Origin of the sequence: Marinobacter gelidimuriae (assembly GCF_000372805.1) — a bacterium.
Taxonomy (GTDB): domain Bacteria; phylum Pseudomonadota; class Gammaproteobacteria; order Pseudomonadales; family Oleiphilaceae; genus Marinobacter; species Marinobacter gelidimuriae.
The window spans coordinates 25,261-43,654 of record NZ_KB889897.1; the positions used below are offsets into that span (position 1 = coordinate 25,261).

Genomic DNA, 18,394 nt, shown 5'->3' on the forward strand with positions numbered 1-18,394 from the left:
AGCGAGGGGCATCCATGAGCATTCTGCAACAGTACAAAAACCGTTATAAAAGGACTCAAGAAGAAGAGTTTTCTCTAGAGGAATACCTGGAGATCTGCAAAAACGACCCCGGCGCTTATGCCAGCGCTTCCGAGCGTTTATTACTGGCTATTGGCGAACCCGAACTGATAGACACCTCACGCGATACCCGGTTGTCGCGTATCTTTTCCAACAAAATGATCAAACGCTACCCGGAATTTTCCGAATTCTACGGCATGGAAGAAGCGGTGGAAAACATCGTGTCTTTCTTCCGCCATGCCGCCCAAGGGCTAGAGGAAAAGAAACAGATTTTATACCTGCTGGGCCCGGTAGGCGGTGGTAAATCGTCACTGGCAGAAAAGCTTAAATCCCTGGTGCAAAAGGTGCCATTTTACGCCATCAAGGGTTCCCCGGTTAACGAGTCACCACTGGGCTTGTTTGATCCAGCCGAAGACACCGAAATTCTGCACGAAGAATACGGCATCCCCCCGCGTTATCTGAAAAGCATCATGTCGCCTTGGGCCGTGAAGCGCCTGCACGAATTTGGCGGCGACGTCAGCCAGTTCCGAGTGGTGAAACGTTATCCGTCCATTCTGGACCAGGTAGGCGTATCCAAAACCGAACCGGGCGACGACAACAACCAGGATATTTCCGCCCTGGTGGGCAAAGTGAATATCCGCATGCTGGAAGACTATTCCCAGGATGACCCAGACGCATACAGTTTCAGCGGCGGCCTGTGCAAAGCCAACCAGGGCTTGCTTGAATTTGTAGAGATGTTCAAGGCGCCCATCAAAGTTCTGCACCCGCTGCTGACCGCCACCCAGGAAGGCAACTACAACACCACCGAAGGCATGGGTTCTGTGCCCTTTGATGGCGTTATCCTGGCTCACTCTAACGAATCCGAATGGCAAACCTTTCGCAACAACAAACACAACGAAGCCTTCCTGGACCGTGTGTACATTGTGAAAGTGCCCTACTGCGTGCGGGTAACCGAAGAGGTTGATATCTATCGCAAACTGCTGGAACACAGTTCCCTGGCGGGTGCGCCCTGCGCGCCGGACACCCTGGACATGCTGGCCCAGTTCTCTGTGCTGTCACGCATAAAAGACCCGGACAATTCCAGTATTTTCTCGAAAATGCGGGTCTACGATGGCCAGAACATCAAAGACACCGACCCCAAGGCCAAATCGATTCAGGAATACCGCGATGCGGCCGGTGTGAATGAAGGCATGGATGGCCTGTCCACCCGTTTCGCCTTCAAGATCCTGTCGAAAGTGTTCAACTTCGACACCAACGAAGTCGCCGCCAACCCGGTGCATCTGCTGTATGTGATTGAAAAGCAGATTGAACAGGAACAGTTCCAGCCCGAAATCCAGGAGCGCTACCTACGCTACATCAAGGAATTCCTGGCGCCCCACTACGTGCAGTTTATTGGTAAAGAAATTCAGACTGCGTATCTGGAAAGCTACAGCGAATACGGCCAGAACCTGTTCGACCGCTACGTCACCTATGCCGACCTGTGGATTCAAGACCAGGAATTCCGCGACCCGGACACCGGGGAAATTCTGGACAGAGCCTCTATTAACGAAGAACTGGAGAAAATCGAGAAGCCGGCGGGCATCAGCAACCCCAAAGATTTCCGCAACGAGGTAGTCAACTTTGTGCTGCGCGCCCGTGCCAATAACCAGGGCGACAACCCTTCCTGGCTGAGCTATGAAAAACTGCGCAGTGTGATCGAGAAGAAAATGTTCTCGAACACCGAAGACCTGCTGCCGGTGATTTCATTCAATCCCAAAGCCAATAACGAAGACCAGAAAAAGCACAAGCAGTTCGTTGACCGGATGATAGACCGCGGCTATACCGAGAAACAGGTGCGGTTGCTGGCCGAGTGGTACCTGCGGGTTCGCAAATCCCATTAACCGATAGCGGACGCACTGTATAGCGCACTGCATAGCGTACTGCATAGAGGGAAGCGTTATGGGAAGCACCCACATTATTGACCGACGTCTGAACGGTAAAAACAAAAGCGCAGTGAATCGGGAACGATTCCTGCGCCGTTATCGCCATCACATAAAGAAGGCCGTGGCTGAAGCGGTGAAAAAACGCTCCATTACCGATGTGGAGCACGGGGAAAGCGTGAGCATTCCCAACCGCGACATTCAGGAACCGATTTTTCACCACGGCCAGGGCGGGCGCCAGGAAGTGGTGCACCCCGGCAATCAGGAGTTTCTGGCAGGCGACACCCTTCCCAAACCGCCCGACGGTGGCGGACAGGGGCAAGGCAATGGCCAGGCCAGCCAAGATGGCGAGGGAATGGATGACTTCGCCTTTCAGATTACTCAGGAAGAGTTCCTGAACTTCCTGTTTGACGATTTGGCGCTGCCCAATCTGGTGCGCAAACGCCTGAAAGACACCGAATCGTTCAAATACGTGCGTTCTGGCTTCAGCACCCAAGGGGTGCCCGCCAAGCTGGATGTTATTCGTTCTCTACGCGGGGCCCACGCTCGCCGCCTGGGCTTAAGTGGAGCCCGCCGACGTAAAATCCGCGAACTGGAAGAGCAGCTCGCAGCACTGAAAATCGCGCCGGATGATCTGGACGCTGCGTTCAGCCACGCCGACCAGATTCAGGTTCTGGAAGAAGAAATCGCACGGCTGAAAACCAACGTGAAGCGCATTCCGTTTATTGACGAAATCGACTTGCGCTACCGCCAGCACCTGAAGCAACCGCAACCGGCCACCAGCGCGGTGATGTTCTGTCTGATGGACGTGTCAGGCTCTATGACGCAAACCCACAAAGAAATCGCTAAACGCTTCTTTATTTTGCTGTACCTATTCTTGCAGAAGAACTACAAAAAAATCGACGTGGTGTTTATTCGCCACCACACCAGCGCCAAAGAAGTGAACGAAGAAGAGTTTTTCTATTCGCGGGAAACCGGCGGAACCATTGTGTCCAGCGCCCTGAAGCTGATGCAGAAAATCATCGACAGCCGCTATTCACCGGCCGAGTGGAACATTTACGCCGCCCAGGCATCCGACGGCGACAACTGGAATGACGACTCCCCGGTGTGCAGCAAACTGTTAACAGACCGGCTGCTTCCGCTGGTGCAGTATTACGCCTACATCGAGATTACGCCCCAGAACCACCAGATGCTCTGGTACGAATACGAGAAGATTCTGGCGCGCTTCCCGCACGCATTCGCGATGCAGCAAATTGCCGATGCCAGCGATATTTACCCGGTCTTCCGCCGGCTGTTCGAGAGGAAAGCCGCATGAGTGAACACGACGACCGCGCACCGCGCGTTGACAGCCCGCCCGAACCGCCCAAGGCGGTAAAAGTGCGGGAGCCGATTTCGACCGGGTCAGAATGGACATTTGACCTGATCCAGCGCTACGACGAAGAAATCGCAAAATGTGCAGCTGAATTCGGCCTGGACACCTACCCCAATCAGGTAGAGGTGATCAGCGCCGAACAGATGATGGACGCTTACAGCTCTGTGGGCATGCCGGTAGGCTACAACCACTGGTCGTTCGGCAAGCAGTTCCTCAATACCTCAAAAGGTTACCAGCGCGGGCAAATGGGGCTGGCCTATGAAATCGTCATCAACTCAGACCCGTGTATTGCCTACCTGATGGAAGAGAACACCCTGCCTATGCAAGCGTTGGTGATTGCCCACGCCTGCTATGGCCACAACTCTTTCTTCAAAGGCAACTACCTGTTTCGCACCTGGACCGACGCCAGCGCAATTATTGATTACCTGGTATTTGCCCGCCATTACATCGCTGAATGTGAGGAGCGCCACGGTGTAGACGCGGTGGAGGAAGTGCTGGACTCCTGCCACGCACTGATGAACTACGGGGTGGATCGCTACAAGCGGCCATCGCCCATTTCCGCCGGCGAGGAAAAGCTGCGCCAGACCGAGCGCGAAGAATATCAGCAACGCCGCATCAACGATTTGTGGCGCACCATTCCCCTGCCCACCGATGACAGCGACCCCGAAAGTAAGAAAAAGCGTTTCCCGGAGGAGCCCCAGGAAAACATTCTGTATTTCATTGAAAAGAACGCGCCTTTGCTGGAAACCTGGCAGCGGGAAATTATTCGCATTGTGCGCAAACTGGGTCAGTATTTTTATCCACAGCGGCAAACCCAGGTGATGAACGAAGGCTGGGCAACTTTCTGGCACTACACCCTGATTCACGCGCTGTACGACAAAGGGCTGGTAACCGACGGTTTTATGCTGGAACTGCTGGCTAGCCATACCGCGGTGGTGTACCAACCACCGTTCAACAGCCGCTATTATTCCGGCATAAACCCTTACACCCTGGGGTTTGCGATCTTCACCGACTTACGCCGACTTTGTGAGCAGCCCACAGACGAAGATCGCGAATGGTTCCCGGACATTGCCGGCTCCGATTGGCGGGAAACCCTGCATTTCGCCATGAAAAACTTCAAAGACGAGAGTTTCATCCAGCAGTTTCTGTCGCCCAAAGTGATGCGCGATTTAAAACTGTTTGCCATTGAAAACGACGACGAAGAAGACGTTTACCTGGTGACCGCCATTCACGATGAAACCGGGTACCGCACACTGCGTGAAAAGTTGGCGCGGCAATACAATCTAAGCAGTCGCGAGCCGGATATTCAGGTGTGGAATGTGGACTTGCGTGGCGACCGCTCGCTGACCCTGCGCCACATTGTGAATGAACGTCGGCCGTTAGCGGACGACAGCGAAGAAGTGCTGCGCCACATACACCGGCTTTGGGGCTTTGATGTGCACCTGCAAAGCGTCAGTGAAGGCACGGTGATGAATGAATATCAGTGTCCTGCGGCAGCAGTAAGTGGTTGATGACAAGGCTGGCCGTTTCTGCAGAATTTTCTTGTGTCAGCATTCGTTTATCGTGACAGTACCTCATATACTGATGAGTGAGGGTTTTCCGCCCTTTTTTCATGTTCCAGATACAGTAGGGGTGCGCACGGAATGAAACGCCTGGCAACATTGGACGCGTCTTGGCTAGCGGTCGAGTCTGACGATACCCCCATGCACGTGGGCAACTTGCAAATTTTCAGCCTGCCCGACAACGCCCCTTCTACATTCGCGGGCGACTTGGTCAAAAGCATGAAGCAAGCCGGTAATGTTGAGCTCCCCTGGGGCTGCAAGCTTGTATGGCCAAGCTTTCTGGGCCGCGTTCTGGCGCCCACCTGGAAGCACGACAAACACATTGATCTGGATTACCACGTACGCCACTCGGCCCTGCCAAAACCCGGCGGTGAACGCGAACTGGGGATACTGGTATCGCGCCTGCACTCCAATCCACTGGACCTGTCGCGGCCGCTGTGGGAATGCCACATGATCGAAGGGCTGGAACACAACCGTTTTGCCCTGTACACAAAGATGCACCACTGCATGATTGACGGCATCAGCGGCGTGCGCCTGATGCAAAGGGTGCTGAGCAAATCCCCCGACGAGCGCGACATGCTGCCACCCTGGTCAGTACGCCCGGAAAGCCGGCGCGGCAACAAGACCGACAGCGAAGCCAGCGTGCCGGGGGCCATCTCCCAAGCTATGGGAGCCCTTAAACTGCAGTTGGATTTGGCGCCGCGGCTGTGGCAGGCCAGCAATCGCCTGATTCACTCGGTACGCCATCCGGAAGACGGCCTGACAGCGCCCTTCACCGGGCCGGTTTCCAAAATCAATCACCGGGTTACCGGCCAGCGCCGCTTCGCCACCCAGCAATATCAGTTGGAAGATATGAAAGCCATGGCCCGGGCTTCGGGCAGCTCGATGAACAACATTGTGCTGTATTTATGCGGCACAGCGCTGCGGCGTTTTCTGCTGGAACAGGACGACTTGCCTGAAACATCGTTAACAGCAGGCATACCGGTCAACATTCGCCCGGCGGATGACGAGGGCACCGGCACCCAGATCAGTTTCATGATTGCCGCCCTGGCCACCAACGAACCTGACCCGTTAACGCGCCTGAAATACATCAAGGAATCTTCGTGCAAGGCCAAAGAGCACTTGCAAAAGTTGCCCAAGAAAGCGTTGACCCAATACACCATGATGCTGATGTCGCCCTACATATTGCAGCTGATGTCTGGTTTGGGCGGGCGCATGCGGCCAGTATTTAACGTAACCATCTCCAACGTTCCGGGGCCCACCGAAGATCTTTATTACGAAGGCGCCAAACTGGAAGCCATGTATCCGGTGTCGCTGATCACCCACGGCGGGGCGCTGAACATTACTTGCCTGAGCTATGCCGGATCGTTGAACTTTGGTTTCACCGGTTGCCGCGACACCTTACCCAGCATGCAGAAGTTGGCGGTGTATACCGGGGAAGCATTGGAAGAGCTCAGAGCTCTGCTGTTACCGCCAAAGAAAAAACCCAGCCCACGCAAACCTAGAACGGCCGCGAAAAAGAAGCCTGCGGTGAAAAGCGACGCTAGCTGATTTGCAGCAGCCGCAGCAACTGCGATTGCTGTGGCTGGCGCACCATATCGGCGAGGGTGTAGGTATCCAGGGTCGCTAAAAAGGCTTGTAAGGCTTCCCGTAACATCGATTGCAAACCGCAAACCGGGGTAATGCAACACTGATTGTTCGCGGAAAAGCACTCCACCAAATTGAAATCCGGCTCGGTATCGCGCACTAAAGCACCAATATTGATGGAACTGGGTTGACGTCGCAGCCGCATACCACCGTTTTTGCCTCTCACTGTTTCTATGTAGCCCTTAAGGTTGAGCTGGTGCACCACCTTCATCAGGTGGTTTTTGGAAATATCATAGGCATCGGCTACGTCCTGAATGGTAACCAGCCGGTCACCACAAGCCGCCAGGTAAACCAGCACTCGCAGCGAATAATCGGTGTAACGGGTGATGTGCATAAACAACTCCAGCTAGCGTGCATCTAAGTTGGACGGGTCAGCAAATAGCATGCAACAGCCACCAGCGTAATCCCCACTATCATCAAAACCAACGGCTTCGCGCCGCCCCAGAACAAAAACCCCCAGCTTAGCGTCATCATCGAGCAGGCCAGCACTTTGGCGCTGGCCGGAACGGCTTGGCGGGTGCGCCACTGCAAAATAACGGGGCCAAACTTAGGATGATTATCTAACCGAAAAGCGTCGAGATATACGCGAGTATACGGAATCCGGCTTTGCGATAATGGTTACTCATAGTGCTGATCTCACAACCATTAAACGATGGCTTCAGTATAACGTTGATCAGTGGACCGGTCTGCCCAAACGGCTCAGAAAAACCAGCCGCACAATGTAGGCAATTTTGATACCCAGCGCGAACAGCAAGGTGCCAATGTGGGCCAGAATCTGCAGCATCATTGGCAACCGGCCCGCCAAAGGATACGCTAGAACAACGGTCACCAGCAGACCCAGCACCGACCAGACAATTGCGCTATTGGCACGAAACAGCATCTTTTCCATCTTTTTACCCTCGGCTACCTTTAAAGATCTATTTTATAGTTATCTTTAAGAAAAGCACAATCTTTTCTGACCTGCGAATGATCTAAGTGATGTGCACTCAAAAGTCAGGCAAAGTTACCCCGCTGGGGGTATCGGATTTTACGCTCCAGTCTGCGATAATCTGTGCTATAACTTTATAAAAGATTCGAACTGGCTGCTACGGGAACTGTGCCGATGTCCAACAATAAGCTGACAGATCGCTTCGGGCGCACCATCAATTATGTACGTTTATCGGTGACCGACCGCTGCGACTTTCGCTGTGTTTATTGCATGGCGGAAGACATGACCTTCCTGCCCCGCCAACAGGTACTCACCCTGGAAGAAATCGCCAGGCTGGCGTGCAATTTTATGGAGCTGGGCACCGAAAAAATCCGCCTGACTGGTGGTGAACCACTGGTGCGAAAGGGCATCGTTGATCTGGTGAAAGAAATCGGTAGTTATGGCCTGCGTGATTTCGCCATGACGACCAACGGTAACCAGCTGTCTTCCATGGCAGAACCACTGCGCAAAGCAGGGCTTCATCGCCTGAACATCAGCCTGGATTCGCTAGACGCCGAAAAATTTCGAAGCATTACCCGCACAGGCAAACTGTCAAAGGTGCTTGACGGCATAGACGCCGCCTGCGAGGCCGGCTTCCGTGGCATTAAACTGAACACGGTAGTGATGAAAGGCCGAAATGATCAGGACGTACCCGAACTGGTTGAGTACGCCCGCCGCAAGCAGGTAGACATCACCTTTATCGAAGAAATGCCCCTGGGTGAGATTTCCGAACACGATCGCGGCGAAGCTCTTTGCACCAGCGACGAAGTGCGCGAGATCATTACCCGCCATCACGACCTGATTCCTTCCACCGCAGACTCCGGTGGCCCGGCGCGCTATTACCGCATGGCAGACAGCCCGATTCAGGTCGGTTTTATTTCACCCCATTCCCACAACTTCTGCTCCACGTGCAATCGGGTGCGGATCACTGTGGAAGGCCGCCTTCTGCTGTGTCTGGGCAACGAACACTCCGTGGATCTGCGACGAGTGCTGCGCGCCAACCCCATTTCTGACCAACGCCTGCAAGATGCCATCGCCCAGGCGATGGATCTGAAACCGGAAAAACACCACTTTTCCATCAACGGTGAGGTGCAGGTGCTGCGCTTTATGAACATGACCGGCGGCTAGGGTGGCCAGGCCAACGATGCCTTCGGTGGCAGTCTGCTTACCGGCACCCTGGCTGACGCATTAACACAGCACCCCAAAGCAGAGAACCTGCAGATTCTGCGCGGCCACCGGGTAGAATCATTCGAGCAGAACGCCGCCGGCTTCGACACCCACGACCTGTGCAAAACCGTCGGCAACCTGCCCGACCTATACTCAACGGGCGAAGAGCTGCGCAGAGTATTGCTGGAAAGATCTAAGCAGAGGTAATCATTTCAAAGCTGTTGTCAGTAAAAAATGGTGAAAACACAGAGGCCGAAAGGGGACGGTTGGAGCCGCCTCACAAAACTGTGCGGAGCCATGGATGGCGGAGCCCAAGCCGCACAGGGACGTTTTAAGGCGTGTTTTGGGAGCCTTGCCCCATAGAGCCATGATCCATAGCAGCTGGGCTGGCAGCATTCAGGTCGGACATTGTAATGTCAGCAAACGCTTTTACCTGACCACCAAATTCAGCGGCAAAGCCGTTGGCAGCCGTGCTGTCTGCAAACGACGCCAGCGTGGGGCCCATGGCGCCTTTCCGCTCGGAGCCAATCACGTAAAACGCCTCGCGGGCATCGATTAGCGCCGCATCATCCGGACTGTCCCATTCGGATTGCGCCATGTCGTGAACGTACAGAGTGTGATCGCGCTTTACATTTTCTGGCTGTAACACCCATGAAAACATGTCTTTTGTAGAGCAGAACTTGTGGACTTGCTGGTTTTTCTCGGTGATTACTTCGCCCTTAGGTCCAGGAAAAGCCGTAATAGCCATGCCGCAAACATGGCACTCTTCGCCATCTTCAAAGTGCACAGCCGCCGGCTTTTCGGTGACAACCTGCTCCGGCTCGGAACAACCTGTCAGCGCAAAAAAAACCGCGAGCAAGAGCAACAATCCCAGAGCGGGCACCTTGGCAAACCAGCGGCCGTCGTTATCAATAATCATTTGGCAAAACTCCATTTTAAGAAACAGTTTTTAATGGCAATTTTAAATGGCCGTTTTAAGAGACGATAACTAGAAACACATGCACAGAATTTCAAATCCGGCGCTTACGGAATAACGCCCAGGCGAGGGTCAAGGGTGCAACACACCACAGCACCAGCCCCAGCCAAAGGCCGCTTTGGCCGATGGGCAAGTCGTTGCCGAGACTCAGTACGCCACTGAGCTGACGACCCTCACCAAAGGCCAGAATATTCAACAAACGGTAGATATCTGTCGGGTTCAGCATCAGCAACCAGGGCAGCAGTTCCGGGTTTAGCTTGCCTTCGCTGGCCACCAGTGAGCCCAGTAGCAGCAAATCAAACACCAGCACAAAGAAGAACCAGATCGCCAAGGCCAGGCCCGCGGCAACCGGCTTCTCGCTGGCGCGCACGCTCACCACATAAGCCAGAGCAATAAAGCCCCAGCCCAGCAAAATGGTAGAGCCAATAAAGCGCAGCATCGCCAGTGCCAAGCTTGTAATGCCTACGTCTTCTACCAGCACCGCAATGGCAATACCCGCGACGCCAAAACCCAGAATCGTGGCAAATGCCAAGGTCAGGCCGTGGCCCAGAAACTTGCCGAACAACAACTGGCCGCGGCTAAGGGGATAGGTCATCAGCAGCAATAAAGTGCCGCCTTCGTCTTCGCCGACAATAGCGTCGTAGGCCAGCAGCAGCGCGATCAGCGGAATCAGGAATATGCCCAGGCTGGCCAAGCTGGCGATGGTCGCTGGGGTGGAGGCGTAGCCAACCTGACCAGACGCAGCCGCACCAAACCAGGCGATGCCCACGGCCAGAACAGCAAACACCATGGCAATGGCCAGCAGCCAGCGGTTACGCAAGCTGTCGCTAAGCTCTTTACGGGCGATGGTCCATACGCTGTTCATTGCACACCTCCGCGGTGAGCCAGGCCACCGTAGCCAATAAAGTGCACGTAAATGTCTTCCAGGGTGGGCTGATGAATGCCCACGTCCGCTACTTCGCCGGAGGCCATCAGTGCCGTCAGCAGTGGCATTTTATCGGCGGGGCGTACGTCTACCTGCAATCGGTTGTTGATGTTTTTCATCACCGGTCTGGTGACGCCGTTGCACTGGCGAATGGCGTTTTCCAGGGAATCCAGAGTTCCCGTTGACTCCAGCATTAAAGTGACCGGCATATTAGCTTGGCGCCGCAGCGCTTCCAGATTGCCGGTGGCCTTTAAGGCGCCGTCGGTCAGAATCGCCGCGCGGTCGATGTAAGGCTCCACACCTGGCAACACGTGGGAACAAAGCACAATGCCGGTTCCGCTATCGCACAAGGTGCGCAGCAGCCGGTACAGATCGGCGGTCGCGACTGGGTCAAGCCCCACCGTGGGCTCGTCCAACATCAACAGCTTGGGTTTTCCCAATAACGCCTGAGCCAGGCCCAAGCGTTGGCGCATGCCTTTCGAGTAGGTTTTCACCCGCCCGTCCATGGCATCGTCTAACCCAACCTGAGTCAGCAACTCTGGCACCTGGCGTAAGTCCGCGCCTTTCAGGCGGGCAAAGTGCGCCAGAATTTCACGGCCGGTCAGCTGCGGATAGAACATGACGTTTTCTGGCAAATAGCCGATGTGCCGGGTTACCTGTGAATCGCCCGCACTGCCATCCAGCACTGACAAAGAACCCCCTACCGGCTGCATAAGACCAAGAATCAGCTTGATGGTGGTGGTTTTACCGGCACCGTTATGGCCAAACAGGCCCAGAATTTCCCCAGGCTCCAGGCGCAAATCCACACCCTGCAGCACGGTGGCTTTGTCGTAACGGTAACTGACATTTTCAAGACGAAAACAGCTCATTGCGGCTCCGCAGAATTCGGGTTAGAAACAGCCGATGGAACACGTTCAGGCTCAGGTGGATACATCAGTGGATGGGAATCCTGAACCCCGGCGGCCTTGATCACCGGGAACGCGTCCTGCACCCAGCGCAGGGTATCCACCGCCGGGCTGAACATCAGCACCTTGGCTTCCGGATAGGTCCACAACAGACGATCGACGTTGTCATTAGGCTCGTAAGGAACGTCGCCGATGCCGTCCTGGTTACGATCCCAGCCCAGATAGTCACTCCAGTAATTACCCACGCCGTCTTTCGACCACTCCTGGGTGCGGGTGGCCACATACTTCACCTGGCGCTGGTTATTCACGAAGGCATTGTTGAACATGGTGTTGTCTTCCGAGCCGGCGGTTAAGTGAATACCAATATTGCTGTTGGCAAACACGTTATCGGTAAACGTGTTGTACAAAGAGTTGTAAATAAACACCGCCTTACCCTCGGCACCCGACATCGCCGCCCCGGCAAACTGCCCCTTGGACACACCGGTAACCACATTGCCCCGCAGCTCAGACTGGGTAATAAAATTCATCAGAATGCCGTAATTCTCATCGTTCTCGGAACGATTATTCAGCACCGTCAGTCGCTTGCTCATCATCAACGCATATCCGGTGCGCGTGTTACGGGTAACGTTGTTTTCCAGCAGGTTATCCATCGAATACATGTAATGGATGCCGTAGCGCAAATCGGCCATCACATTATTGCGAATGCGGTTGTTGTTGGAAGTTTCAATATAAATCGCATCACGAGTCTGGCGAATGTCATTGCCTTCAATCAACGCGCCCTGAGTGTTGAACAAATGAATGCCATTGCCCCGATCGTTGGAACGCATACTGGCATCGCCACGAATCACATTGCCAATAACCGTCGCATCCGGCGTAGCATCCAGCCACACCCCAAAAGCCGAACCTTGCAGATTATTATCCGCGACCGTAACGCCCTGAGCCTCACGGGCCACAAAAATCGCCGCGTCCAGCTTATTAAGGTCCGCCCCCCAGTTACGCACCGTGCAGCCGCTAAACGTCACCCCTGTCGCCACAATATGAACGGTTCTGCCCTCACCACCGCCATCAATCACCGTATTGGCATGGCAGCGAACCGTCACATCCGCCACCCGGATAACGATCGGTGAAAGCTGTTCAGGCGGCAGCTCAAAAACCGCCCCCGGTTCCAGCGCATCCAGCTGTTGCTGGATATCCGCTTGTGCGGTTAGCGATAGCAAAGCGACGGTAAAAACCGCCACTAAACGCAAAATGTGGTGCATCAAATCAGTTCTCGATATGGCTAACAGTCGCCAAAGTTGGGTATGACACTGGAAGAACGCCTTTCAAAACTGTGCGGAGCCATGGATGGCGGAGCTCAAGCGCCACATGGATGTGCTTAAGCGTGTTTTGAAAGGCGTTCTTCCAGTGTCATATTCCTCCGAAACATTGTAAAAAGCCGAAGCCCCAAAACGGGGCTCCGGCCAAACACTACATCAGGCCTTTTCGACCATCATTCGTCCACGCATCTCCATATGCAGCGCATGGCAGAACCAGTTGCAGTAGTACCAGTGCACGCCTGGCTTATCAGCGATAAAGGTCACCGACGATGTCTGCTGTGGGCTGATTTCCATCTGCACCCCGTGATTCACCATGCAAAAACCATGGGTCACGTCCTCGATCGTATCCAGGTTGGTAACGTAAACCGTCACCTCATTGCCCTGCTTAACCTTGAACTCGGTTGTGTTAAACATCGGCGCCACAGACGTCATGTAAACGCGAACCTTATTACCGTCGCGGATTATCTTGTTATCGCCTTCCAGCGTGACACCGTCTTTCTTCGCCTGCTCGCGGGCACTGGCAAAGAAAGGGTCATCGCGGCTGTAGATTTTCTGGGTTTTGATCTGATCGCGACGCACAAGAATGCAATCGTGCGGCTCAGCGTACGCGGGGCCGTCGTGAACCAACTTCATTTCATCCCCGGAAATATCAATCAGCTGATCGTTTTCTGGGTGCAATGGCCCTACTGGCAAGAACCGGTCTTTGGAGAACTTCGACAGTACCACCAACCACTTACCATCCGCATCGCGGGTTTCGGTCAGCGATGCGTGGTTATGGCCTGGCTGGTAATGCACGTCTAGCTTCTGACGCAGGTAGTTTACGTCTTCACCATTATAGTACTTGATCGCGTCGGCAATGTTCCACTTAACGATCTGGCTATCAATAAACAACGTGGTGTAGGCGTTGCCACGGCCGTCGTACGTGGTGTGCAGAGGCCCAAGACCCAGCTCCGGTTCTGCGACAATCACGTCACGCAGCTCGATTTTGTCGTTAAACACATCGTCCAGCTTGTCGATGGCAATCACCGAACAGGTTGGCGACAGCTTGCCGGCGGCAATGAAGTACTTGCCATCCGGTGAGGTATTCACGCCGTGCGGGTTCTTCGGCACCGGAATGTATCGGGTCAGCTTGGATTTACCGCGGCCATCCACCACGGGCACTTTGGAATCGCCCAGAGTTTTGAACTCGCCGTTTTTAACCGCTTGCTCAATACGCTCAACGTTAAACACTACCACCCAGTCGCGGTCGTTGCGCATGGTACCGGCCAAATCCCCGGCTTTTTCCGAGTTGTAGCATGTAGATGCCGCGTATTTACCGGTATAGTCAGCGTCGGTGTTGTCCAGGTTGCCGTCAACAATCACCTGCCAGGCCATTTCCATGGTCTCCGCGTCTAGCGCGTTAAACATGGTGAAGCTGTTTTCCAGCGAGAAATCACTGCCGTCGTTCGGATGCGGAATCACGAATTCGGCGTTGCAGAATACGTACTTGGTATAGGGCACTTTCTGCAAACGCAAGCCGTGAATAGCCTGCACGTTAGGAACAGTTGTGATTTTGTCACAGCGCATAATGTCCAGGCGAATACGCGCTACGCGGGAGTTTGCCTTGTCATTAATGAACAGATATTTGCCGTCGTAACGGCCATCCGTCATGGAAATATGCGGGTGGTGGGAATCGCCGTTCAGCAATGTGTTGTCATGTCCCAACACATCTTTACTCTCGTTGGTAATACCCCAACCAATGGCGCCGTCCAGATTAAAAACAGGAATGCGAATAAGCTCGCGCATCGACGGTACGCCCATTACCCGGACTTCACCGGACTGACCACCACTCCAGAAACCGTAGTACTCATCCAGCTCGCCCGGACCCACGTCAATGTTATTGCGTGCTTCTTTGGCGGCGGCCGCAAAAGCCTCACGGCTCATGACTGCGCCGCCCAGACCGGCCACACCGGCTACGCCAGCCACCGCGGTGGCACCCAGAAAACGCCGGCGACTCAGGCCGAGATGTTCCGTTTTCGCCAGTTCTTTATGACCTTGCTCATGGTCTTTGCTCATGATGCTCAACTCCGTTTCAGTTTTGGGGGGTTGTTCTTTTTTCGTTATGGCACTGCTTTTCATTTCACTTCGACGACTGGAATCTGTTCCGGGCGCCCCGGCGAATTTTGGCCACGGCGCTTGCCGCGGTGCTTCACAATCAACGGCGGGCACTTGTTGTCGTCGAAATAAGTCACCTGGCAGTCAAGGCAGTAGTGGCATTCCATGAAATTGATGGTGCCGTCTGGGTGAATGGCCTGTACCTCGCATTCTTTTTCGCACAGACGGCAGGGGGTGCCACATTCCTTGCGACGCTTGAGCCAGTCGAATACCCGCAGCTTGGTGGGCAGCGCCAGCGCGGCGCCCAGCGGGCACAGGTAGCGGCAATATACCTTGCGGGTGAACAGGTTGATCACCAGCAACACCACCGCGTAGAGCACAAACGGCCAGGTGCGGGCGAAATGTAAGGTAATGGAGGTTTTGAAAGGTTCGATTTCCGCCAGTCTTTCGGCCATCGCCATGGATTCCAGCGACACCCCGAAAAGCACCAGAAGAATGATGTACTTGATGGCCCAAAGGCGTTCGTGCACGGCAAACGGCACGTTGTACTGGGGTATTTTTAGCTTGCGGGCGATTTCATTCAGCAACTCTTGCAGCGCACCAAACGGGCACAGCCAACCGCAATAGACCGCGCGCCCCCAGAGCAACACAATGCCCGCCACCACGGCCCACAATATGAACATGATCGGGTCAATCAGGAACGTCTGCCAGCTAAAGCCAGACATGAAGCTGTGCACAAAGGTCAGCACGTTCACGATGGACAACTGGCCCAAGGCGTACCAGCCAATAAAGAACAGGGTGTAGGTAAGAAAGCCGTGGCGAATCCAGCGGGTTAAATTGGGCCGCTTTACCAGCCAGTCCTGAAAAAACAGGACAAACAGCAGCACCAATATGCCCGCGCCCAACACCACAATCTGGAACTGTTTCTGGTACCACACCTGCACCCACATGGGTTGGGTTTCCAGCCATTCTTCCTGGCTGACCACAACGTCCGCACGGGTGTAATACTGCTCGGGTAGCTGGTACTCCAGCGGGAACACCTGGAATTTGCTGTCCAGCGGGCCGGTCTGGCGCTTTACGGTCAGTTCGAGGGTCCAGGGCGTGCCCGGGTCAAAGTTGTACTGTTGGCGGATAATGAAGATCGCCATTTCGGAAAATTCGGGCATTCCCTCGCTGTACACATCGCTTAAACGATAAAAATCGAGATCGCGGAAGTTGAAGGTGTCACCAAACTGGCGAATCTGAATGCGGTCGAAAATACCGCCGCGCACATAGCCGGAGCCCTTGAACGAATAGGAGCCGCTGGCCATCACCGCAATAGCGTGTTCGCCTTCTTTCAGTAGAGAATTCAGCCATTCGTACTGGCTTTCACCCAGCAGATTGCGGCCAATGGTGGGGGCGTCCAGATAGGCTGTATACAGGTCTATCAATGCGTCTTCACGCTGATCGGGAGCGGCGGCCTCTACGCCTTCCGCGTCGGTGCCTTTAAACGAGTCATCCACTTGGCCACGGGTCAGCAGCAGGCGGCGAATGGAGCCATCGTCCGTCAGTTGCTGCCAGTTGGCTTGCTGAAACTGCTCGTTATTAACCGCCGCAATGGGTGGTCGCTTTACGCCCGCATCTTCCACCAAGCCAAGTTCTACGCCGACTCTGTGGGCCGTACGCATGATGACTTCGTTCACCACCATCACCGTAACGGTCGCGCCGGACAGGCCGTCTACTGCCACTTTGCGCTCGTTCGTGTTGCCGCCCACAGTAACCCGCTGATCAGCTTTCAGACCGGTGTACTGGTCAGTAAAGTCGTGCAGTTTGTACTCGGGGATACCGACCAGCAAAATCGGCTCGGAGTGATGAATCACGCGGGTTTTAAGGATTTCGCCGTCGGTATTCATCAATACCTGAATGTTCAGGGGTTTGCCCGAATAGGCGGGCGTTTGCACGAAATCGAGGCTTTGGTAGGTGTAGCCCACCAGCTCTTCGCCGGCGAAGAGCTCGCCAATGGCGCGATTGCTATCGCGGAGGCGCACTTCGGTTACCTGGGGCAGGTTTTGCGTGATCACTTGGCGACCGGCAACCGGCTGGTATTGGTCAACAGGATCGGCTTTTACATGGGTGACGCCTGCGAGCAGTGCCAGTACCAACGCCATTACAATCAGATTTACGGTATTGCTGAAACGGATACTCACAACATGTCCCCGCTGACGATAGGTGCTGCACAGATTAGATTATTTAAAAGTAATTAAAATACCCCTTACTGGATACACCTAGGAGGCTATTGATACCTCCTCTATCTCTGATTAGCCGAGGCTAACCGCTTCGCCGCTGACGTCTAAAGGCAGATAATTGCCGACGTGGCCCATGCGAATGCTTTCGACCATCATGGTCATGGGCTGCTGTGCTTCGTCGCTGGACGGGGGCACGCCGCCACGGCCAGACATAGCCGCCACGAATACAACGTCCCAGTTCTGACCCGTGTTGCGGGACTCGTCCACCAGCTGACTGAAATCTGCGACTTCGGCAGGGGTTTTATCCACGCAGACCACCGGCGTAAGTGCGCCGCCCTCGCCCCGCTCAAAAGCTGCGAGCTCCTCTGCAGAGGCCGAGTCTGGCAATTCGGCGCGGCAAAACACAAACAAAAGGCGCTGGGGTTCGTGTTCCTGCCCGGTAGCGGCAATCAATTCGCGGTAATTGCTGATCATTTCATAAATCCTTATAAAATGGTGACTATTGGCTTATCTGAATCAGCTTGCTCGGGTCGGAAATAAACACCCGGCTGCGATTTACCCGCACTAAGCCGTTGGCTTTCAGCTCCGCCAGAATACGTGAGAAAGTTTCCGGCTGCATGGCAAGGCGCGACGCCACCAGGCATTTGGGCAGTGGCAATTCCACTTCACCACCCTGCTCGCTGCCTTCTGGCAACAAATCCATCAGATAGCGAATCAACCGATCGCGGGCGCTTTGCACGGTCATGATTTCAAGATCGTGAAAACGGGTCACCGCGCGCATCGCGTAGTGGCGCAAGACGGCCTGGGTATAGCTGTGATTGGTGTCCAGCAAGTCCTGATACGCTTTCACCGGAATCATCAGCACTTCGCTGGTTTTCAGGGCTTCGGCGTAACAGGCGTAGCGGGCCGGATCGGCGTATATCATCACTTCGGCAATGCAGTCGCCTGGCGCGATGCTGTCCAGAGTGCGGTCGATGCCTGATGCATCCAGCCGGTACAAGCGCAAACGGCCCGACAACACAAAGAAGAAATGGTGGGCCGGCATGTCCTGGCGATACAGCAACTGGTGATGGCCCAACCGCAAGCGGCGGGCATGATGCAGAAGTTCTTGCAGGTCGTCTTCTTCCAGAGCGCTGAACATGGCGTGGTTGCGCAACAGCGTCAGGCTGTCTTTTTGGTCACTGGATTTGACCGCCATCAGAACCGGTTTGGCATAGTTCATGGGGGTATCGGCAGCCTGTATCATCGCCATGATGAAGTCC

General features: G+C 54.6%; 16 protein-coding genes. 5 read left to right on the forward strand and 11 right to left on the reverse strand.

The genetic code is table 11. The features are described from left to right. The first annotated feature begins 14 nt into the window (after positions 1-14). The 4 genes from A3OI_RS0111815 (at position 15) to A3OI_RS0111830 (ending at position 6,461) form a co-directional block, all read left to right on the forward strand. Positions 15-1,937 (forward strand): PrkA family serine protein kinase, encoded by a 1,923-nt coding sequence (locus A3OI_RS0111815; RefSeq protein WP_018404475.1) that lies wholly within the window; start codon positions 15-17, stop codon positions 1,935-1,937. Positions 1,938-1,995: 58 nt separating this feature from the next. Beyond that, a complete protein-coding gene (locus A3OI_RS0111820) occupies positions 1,996-3,291 on the forward strand; it encodes a YeaH/YhbH family protein (RefSeq protein WP_018404476.1) in 1,296 nt (431 codons plus the stop codon). Continuing rightward, a complete protein-coding gene (locus A3OI_RS0111825; RefSeq protein WP_018404477.1) occupies positions 3,288-4,859 on the forward strand; it encodes a SpoVR family protein in 1,572 nt (523 codons plus the stop codon). Before A3OI_RS0111820 ends, A3OI_RS0111825 begins: the two co-directional genes overlap by 4 nt. A gap of 132 nt (positions 4,860-4,991) precedes the next feature. Further along, positions 4,992-6,461 (forward strand): WS/DGAT/MGAT family O-acyltransferase, encoded by a 1,470-nt coding sequence (locus A3OI_RS0111830; protein WP_018404478.1) that lies wholly within the window; start codon positions 4,992-4,994, stop codon positions 6,459-6,461. On the opposite strand, the gene A3OI_RS0111835 is transcribed toward A3OI_RS0111830, so the two are convergent. From A3OI_RS0111835 to A3OI_RS0111845, 3 genes are all read right to left on the reverse strand, one after another. Next, a complete protein-coding gene (locus A3OI_RS0111835; protein ID WP_018404479.1) occupies positions 6,454-6,891 on the reverse strand; it encodes an RrF2 family transcriptional regulator in 438 nt (145 codons plus the stop codon). The two genes, A3OI_RS0111830 and A3OI_RS0111835, sit on opposite strands and share 8 nt — an antisense overlap. 23 nt (positions 6,892-6,914) lie before the next feature. Beyond that, positions 6,915-7,157: a DUF454 family protein gene (locus A3OI_RS20025; RefSeq protein WP_228702964.1), complete on the reverse strand. Its 243-nt coding sequence runs from the start codon at positions 7,155-7,157 to the stop codon at positions 6,915-6,917. Positions 7,158-7,230: 73 nt separating this feature from the next. Beyond that, positions 7,231-7,446, reverse strand: coding sequence for a hypothetical protein (locus A3OI_RS0111845; RefSeq protein ID WP_018404481.1), 216 nt, complete (start codon positions 7,444-7,446; stop codon positions 7,231-7,233). A gap of 213 nt (positions 7,447-7,659) precedes the next feature. Between A3OI_RS0111845 and moaA the strand changes: the two genes are divergently transcribed. After that, complete coding sequence (moaA, locus tag A3OI_RS0111850) at positions 7,660-8,652, forward strand: GTP 3',8-cyclase MoaA (RefSeq protein WP_018404482.1); 993 nt, start codon at positions 7,660-7,662, stop codon at positions 8,650-8,652. A gap of 370 nt (positions 8,653-9,022) precedes the next feature. Here the strand turns inward: moaA and A3OI_RS0111855 are convergent, their stop codons facing one another. From A3OI_RS0111855 to A3OI_RS0111890, 8 genes are all read right to left on the reverse strand, one after another. Further along, positions 9,023-9,610 (reverse strand): nitrous oxide reductase accessory protein NosL, encoded by a 588-nt coding sequence (locus tag A3OI_RS0111855; protein ID WP_018404483.1) that lies wholly within the window; start codon positions 9,608-9,610, stop codon positions 9,023-9,025. A gap of 91 nt (positions 9,611-9,701) precedes the next feature. Beyond that, a complete protein-coding gene (locus A3OI_RS0111860) occupies positions 9,702-10,532 on the reverse strand; it encodes an ABC transporter permease (protein ID WP_018404484.1) in 831 nt (276 codons plus the stop codon). Beyond that, positions 10,529-11,461, reverse strand: coding sequence for an ABC transporter ATP-binding protein (locus A3OI_RS0111865; protein ID WP_018404485.1), 933 nt, complete (start codon positions 11,459-11,461; stop codon positions 10,529-10,531). Before A3OI_RS0111865 ends, A3OI_RS0111860 begins: the two co-directional genes overlap by 4 nt. Next, a complete protein-coding gene (locus A3OI_RS0111870) occupies positions 11,458-12,756 on the reverse strand; it encodes a nitrous oxide reductase family maturation protein NosD (protein ID WP_018404486.1) in 1,299 nt (432 codons plus the stop codon). The genes A3OI_RS0111865 and A3OI_RS0111870 overlap by 4 nt, the downstream gene beginning before the upstream one ends. A gap of 213 nt (positions 12,757-12,969) precedes the next feature. Next, positions 12,970-14,868 carry a TAT-dependent nitrous-oxide reductase gene (nosZ, locus tag A3OI_RS0111875; protein WP_040475047.1) on the reverse strand — a complete coding sequence of 633 codons (1,899 nt, stop codon included), beginning with the start codon at positions 14,866-14,868 and terminating at the stop codon, positions 12,970-12,972. Positions 14,869-14,927: 59 nt separating this feature from the next. Next, on the reverse strand, positions 14,928-17,093 hold the full coding sequence (nosR, locus tag A3OI_RS0111880; RefSeq protein ID WP_018404488.1) for a transcriptional regulator NosR: 2,166 nt from the start codon (positions 17,091-17,093) through the stop codon (positions 14,928-14,930). Positions 17,094-17,204: 111 nt separating this feature from the next. Next, on the reverse strand, positions 17,205-17,606 hold the full coding sequence (locus A3OI_RS0111885) for a hypothetical protein (RefSeq protein WP_018404489.1): 402 nt from the start codon (positions 17,604-17,606) through the stop codon (positions 17,205-17,207). 25 nt (positions 17,607-17,631) lie between these two features. Next, positions 17,632-18,384 carry a Crp/Fnr family transcriptional regulator gene (locus tag A3OI_RS0111890; RefSeq protein WP_040475043.1) on the reverse strand — a complete coding sequence of 251 codons (753 nt, stop codon included), beginning with the start codon at positions 18,382-18,384 and terminating at the stop codon, positions 17,632-17,634. Positions 18,385-18,394: the final 10 nt, after the last annotated feature.

What these genes read in the sequence shown, in the direction of transcription:
- nosZ (WP_040475047.1), bottom strand. Translation starts at nt 14,868, where the DNA reads ATGAGCAAAGACCATGAGCAAGGTCATAAAGAACTGGCGAAAACGGAA.
- A3OI_RS0111885 (WP_018404489.1), bottom strand. Translation starts at nt 17,606, where the DNA reads ATGATCAGCAATTACCGCGAATTGATTGCCGCTACCGGGCAGGAACAC.
- A3OI_RS0111845 (WP_018404481.1), bottom strand. Translation starts at nt 7,446, where the DNA reads ATGGAAAAGATGCTGTTTCGTGCCAATAGCGCAATTGTCTGGTCGGTG.
- A3OI_RS0111890 (WP_040475043.1), bottom strand. Translation starts at nt 18,384, where the DNA reads ATGGCGATGATACAGGCTGCCGATACCCCCATGAACTATGCCAAACCG.
- A3OI_RS0111855 (WP_018404483.1), bottom strand. Translation starts at nt 9,610, where the DNA reads ATGATTATTGATAACGACGGCCGCTGGTTTGCCAAGGTGCCCGCTCTG.
- A3OI_RS0111865 (WP_018404485.1), bottom strand. Translation starts at nt 11,461, where the DNA reads ATGAGCTGTTTTCGTCTTGAAAATGTCAGTTACCGTTACGACAAAGCC.
- A3OI_RS0111870 (WP_018404486.1), bottom strand. Translation starts at nt 12,756, where the DNA reads ATGCACCACATTTTGCGTTTAGTGGCGGTTTTTACCGTCGCTTTGCTA.
- A3OI_RS0111830 (WP_018404478.1), top strand. Translation starts at nt 4,992, where the DNA reads ATGAAACGCCTGGCAACATTGGACGCGTCTTGGCTAGCGGTCGAGTCT.
- A3OI_RS0111815 (WP_018404475.1), top strand. Translation starts at nt 15, where the DNA reads ATGAGCATTCTGCAACAGTACAAAAACCGTTATAAAAGGACTCAAGAA.
- A3OI_RS0111820 (WP_018404476.1), top strand. Translation starts at nt 1,996, where the DNA reads ATGGGAAGCACCCACATTATTGACCGACGTCTGAACGGTAAAAACAAA.
- moaA (WP_018404482.1), top strand. Translation starts at nt 7,660, where the DNA reads ATGTCCAACAATAAGCTGACAGATCGCTTCGGGCGCACCATCAATTAT.
- A3OI_RS0111835 (WP_018404479.1), bottom strand. Translation starts at nt 6,891, where the DNA reads ATGCACATCACCCGTTACACCGATTATTCGCTGCGAGTGCTGGTTTAC.
- A3OI_RS0111825 (WP_018404477.1), top strand. Translation starts at nt 3,288, where the DNA reads ATGAGTGAACACGACGACCGCGCACCGCGCGTTGACAGCCCGCCCGAA.
- A3OI_RS0111860 (WP_018404484.1), bottom strand. Translation starts at nt 10,532, where the DNA reads ATGAACAGCGTATGGACCATCGCCCGTAAAGAGCTTAGCGACAGCTTG.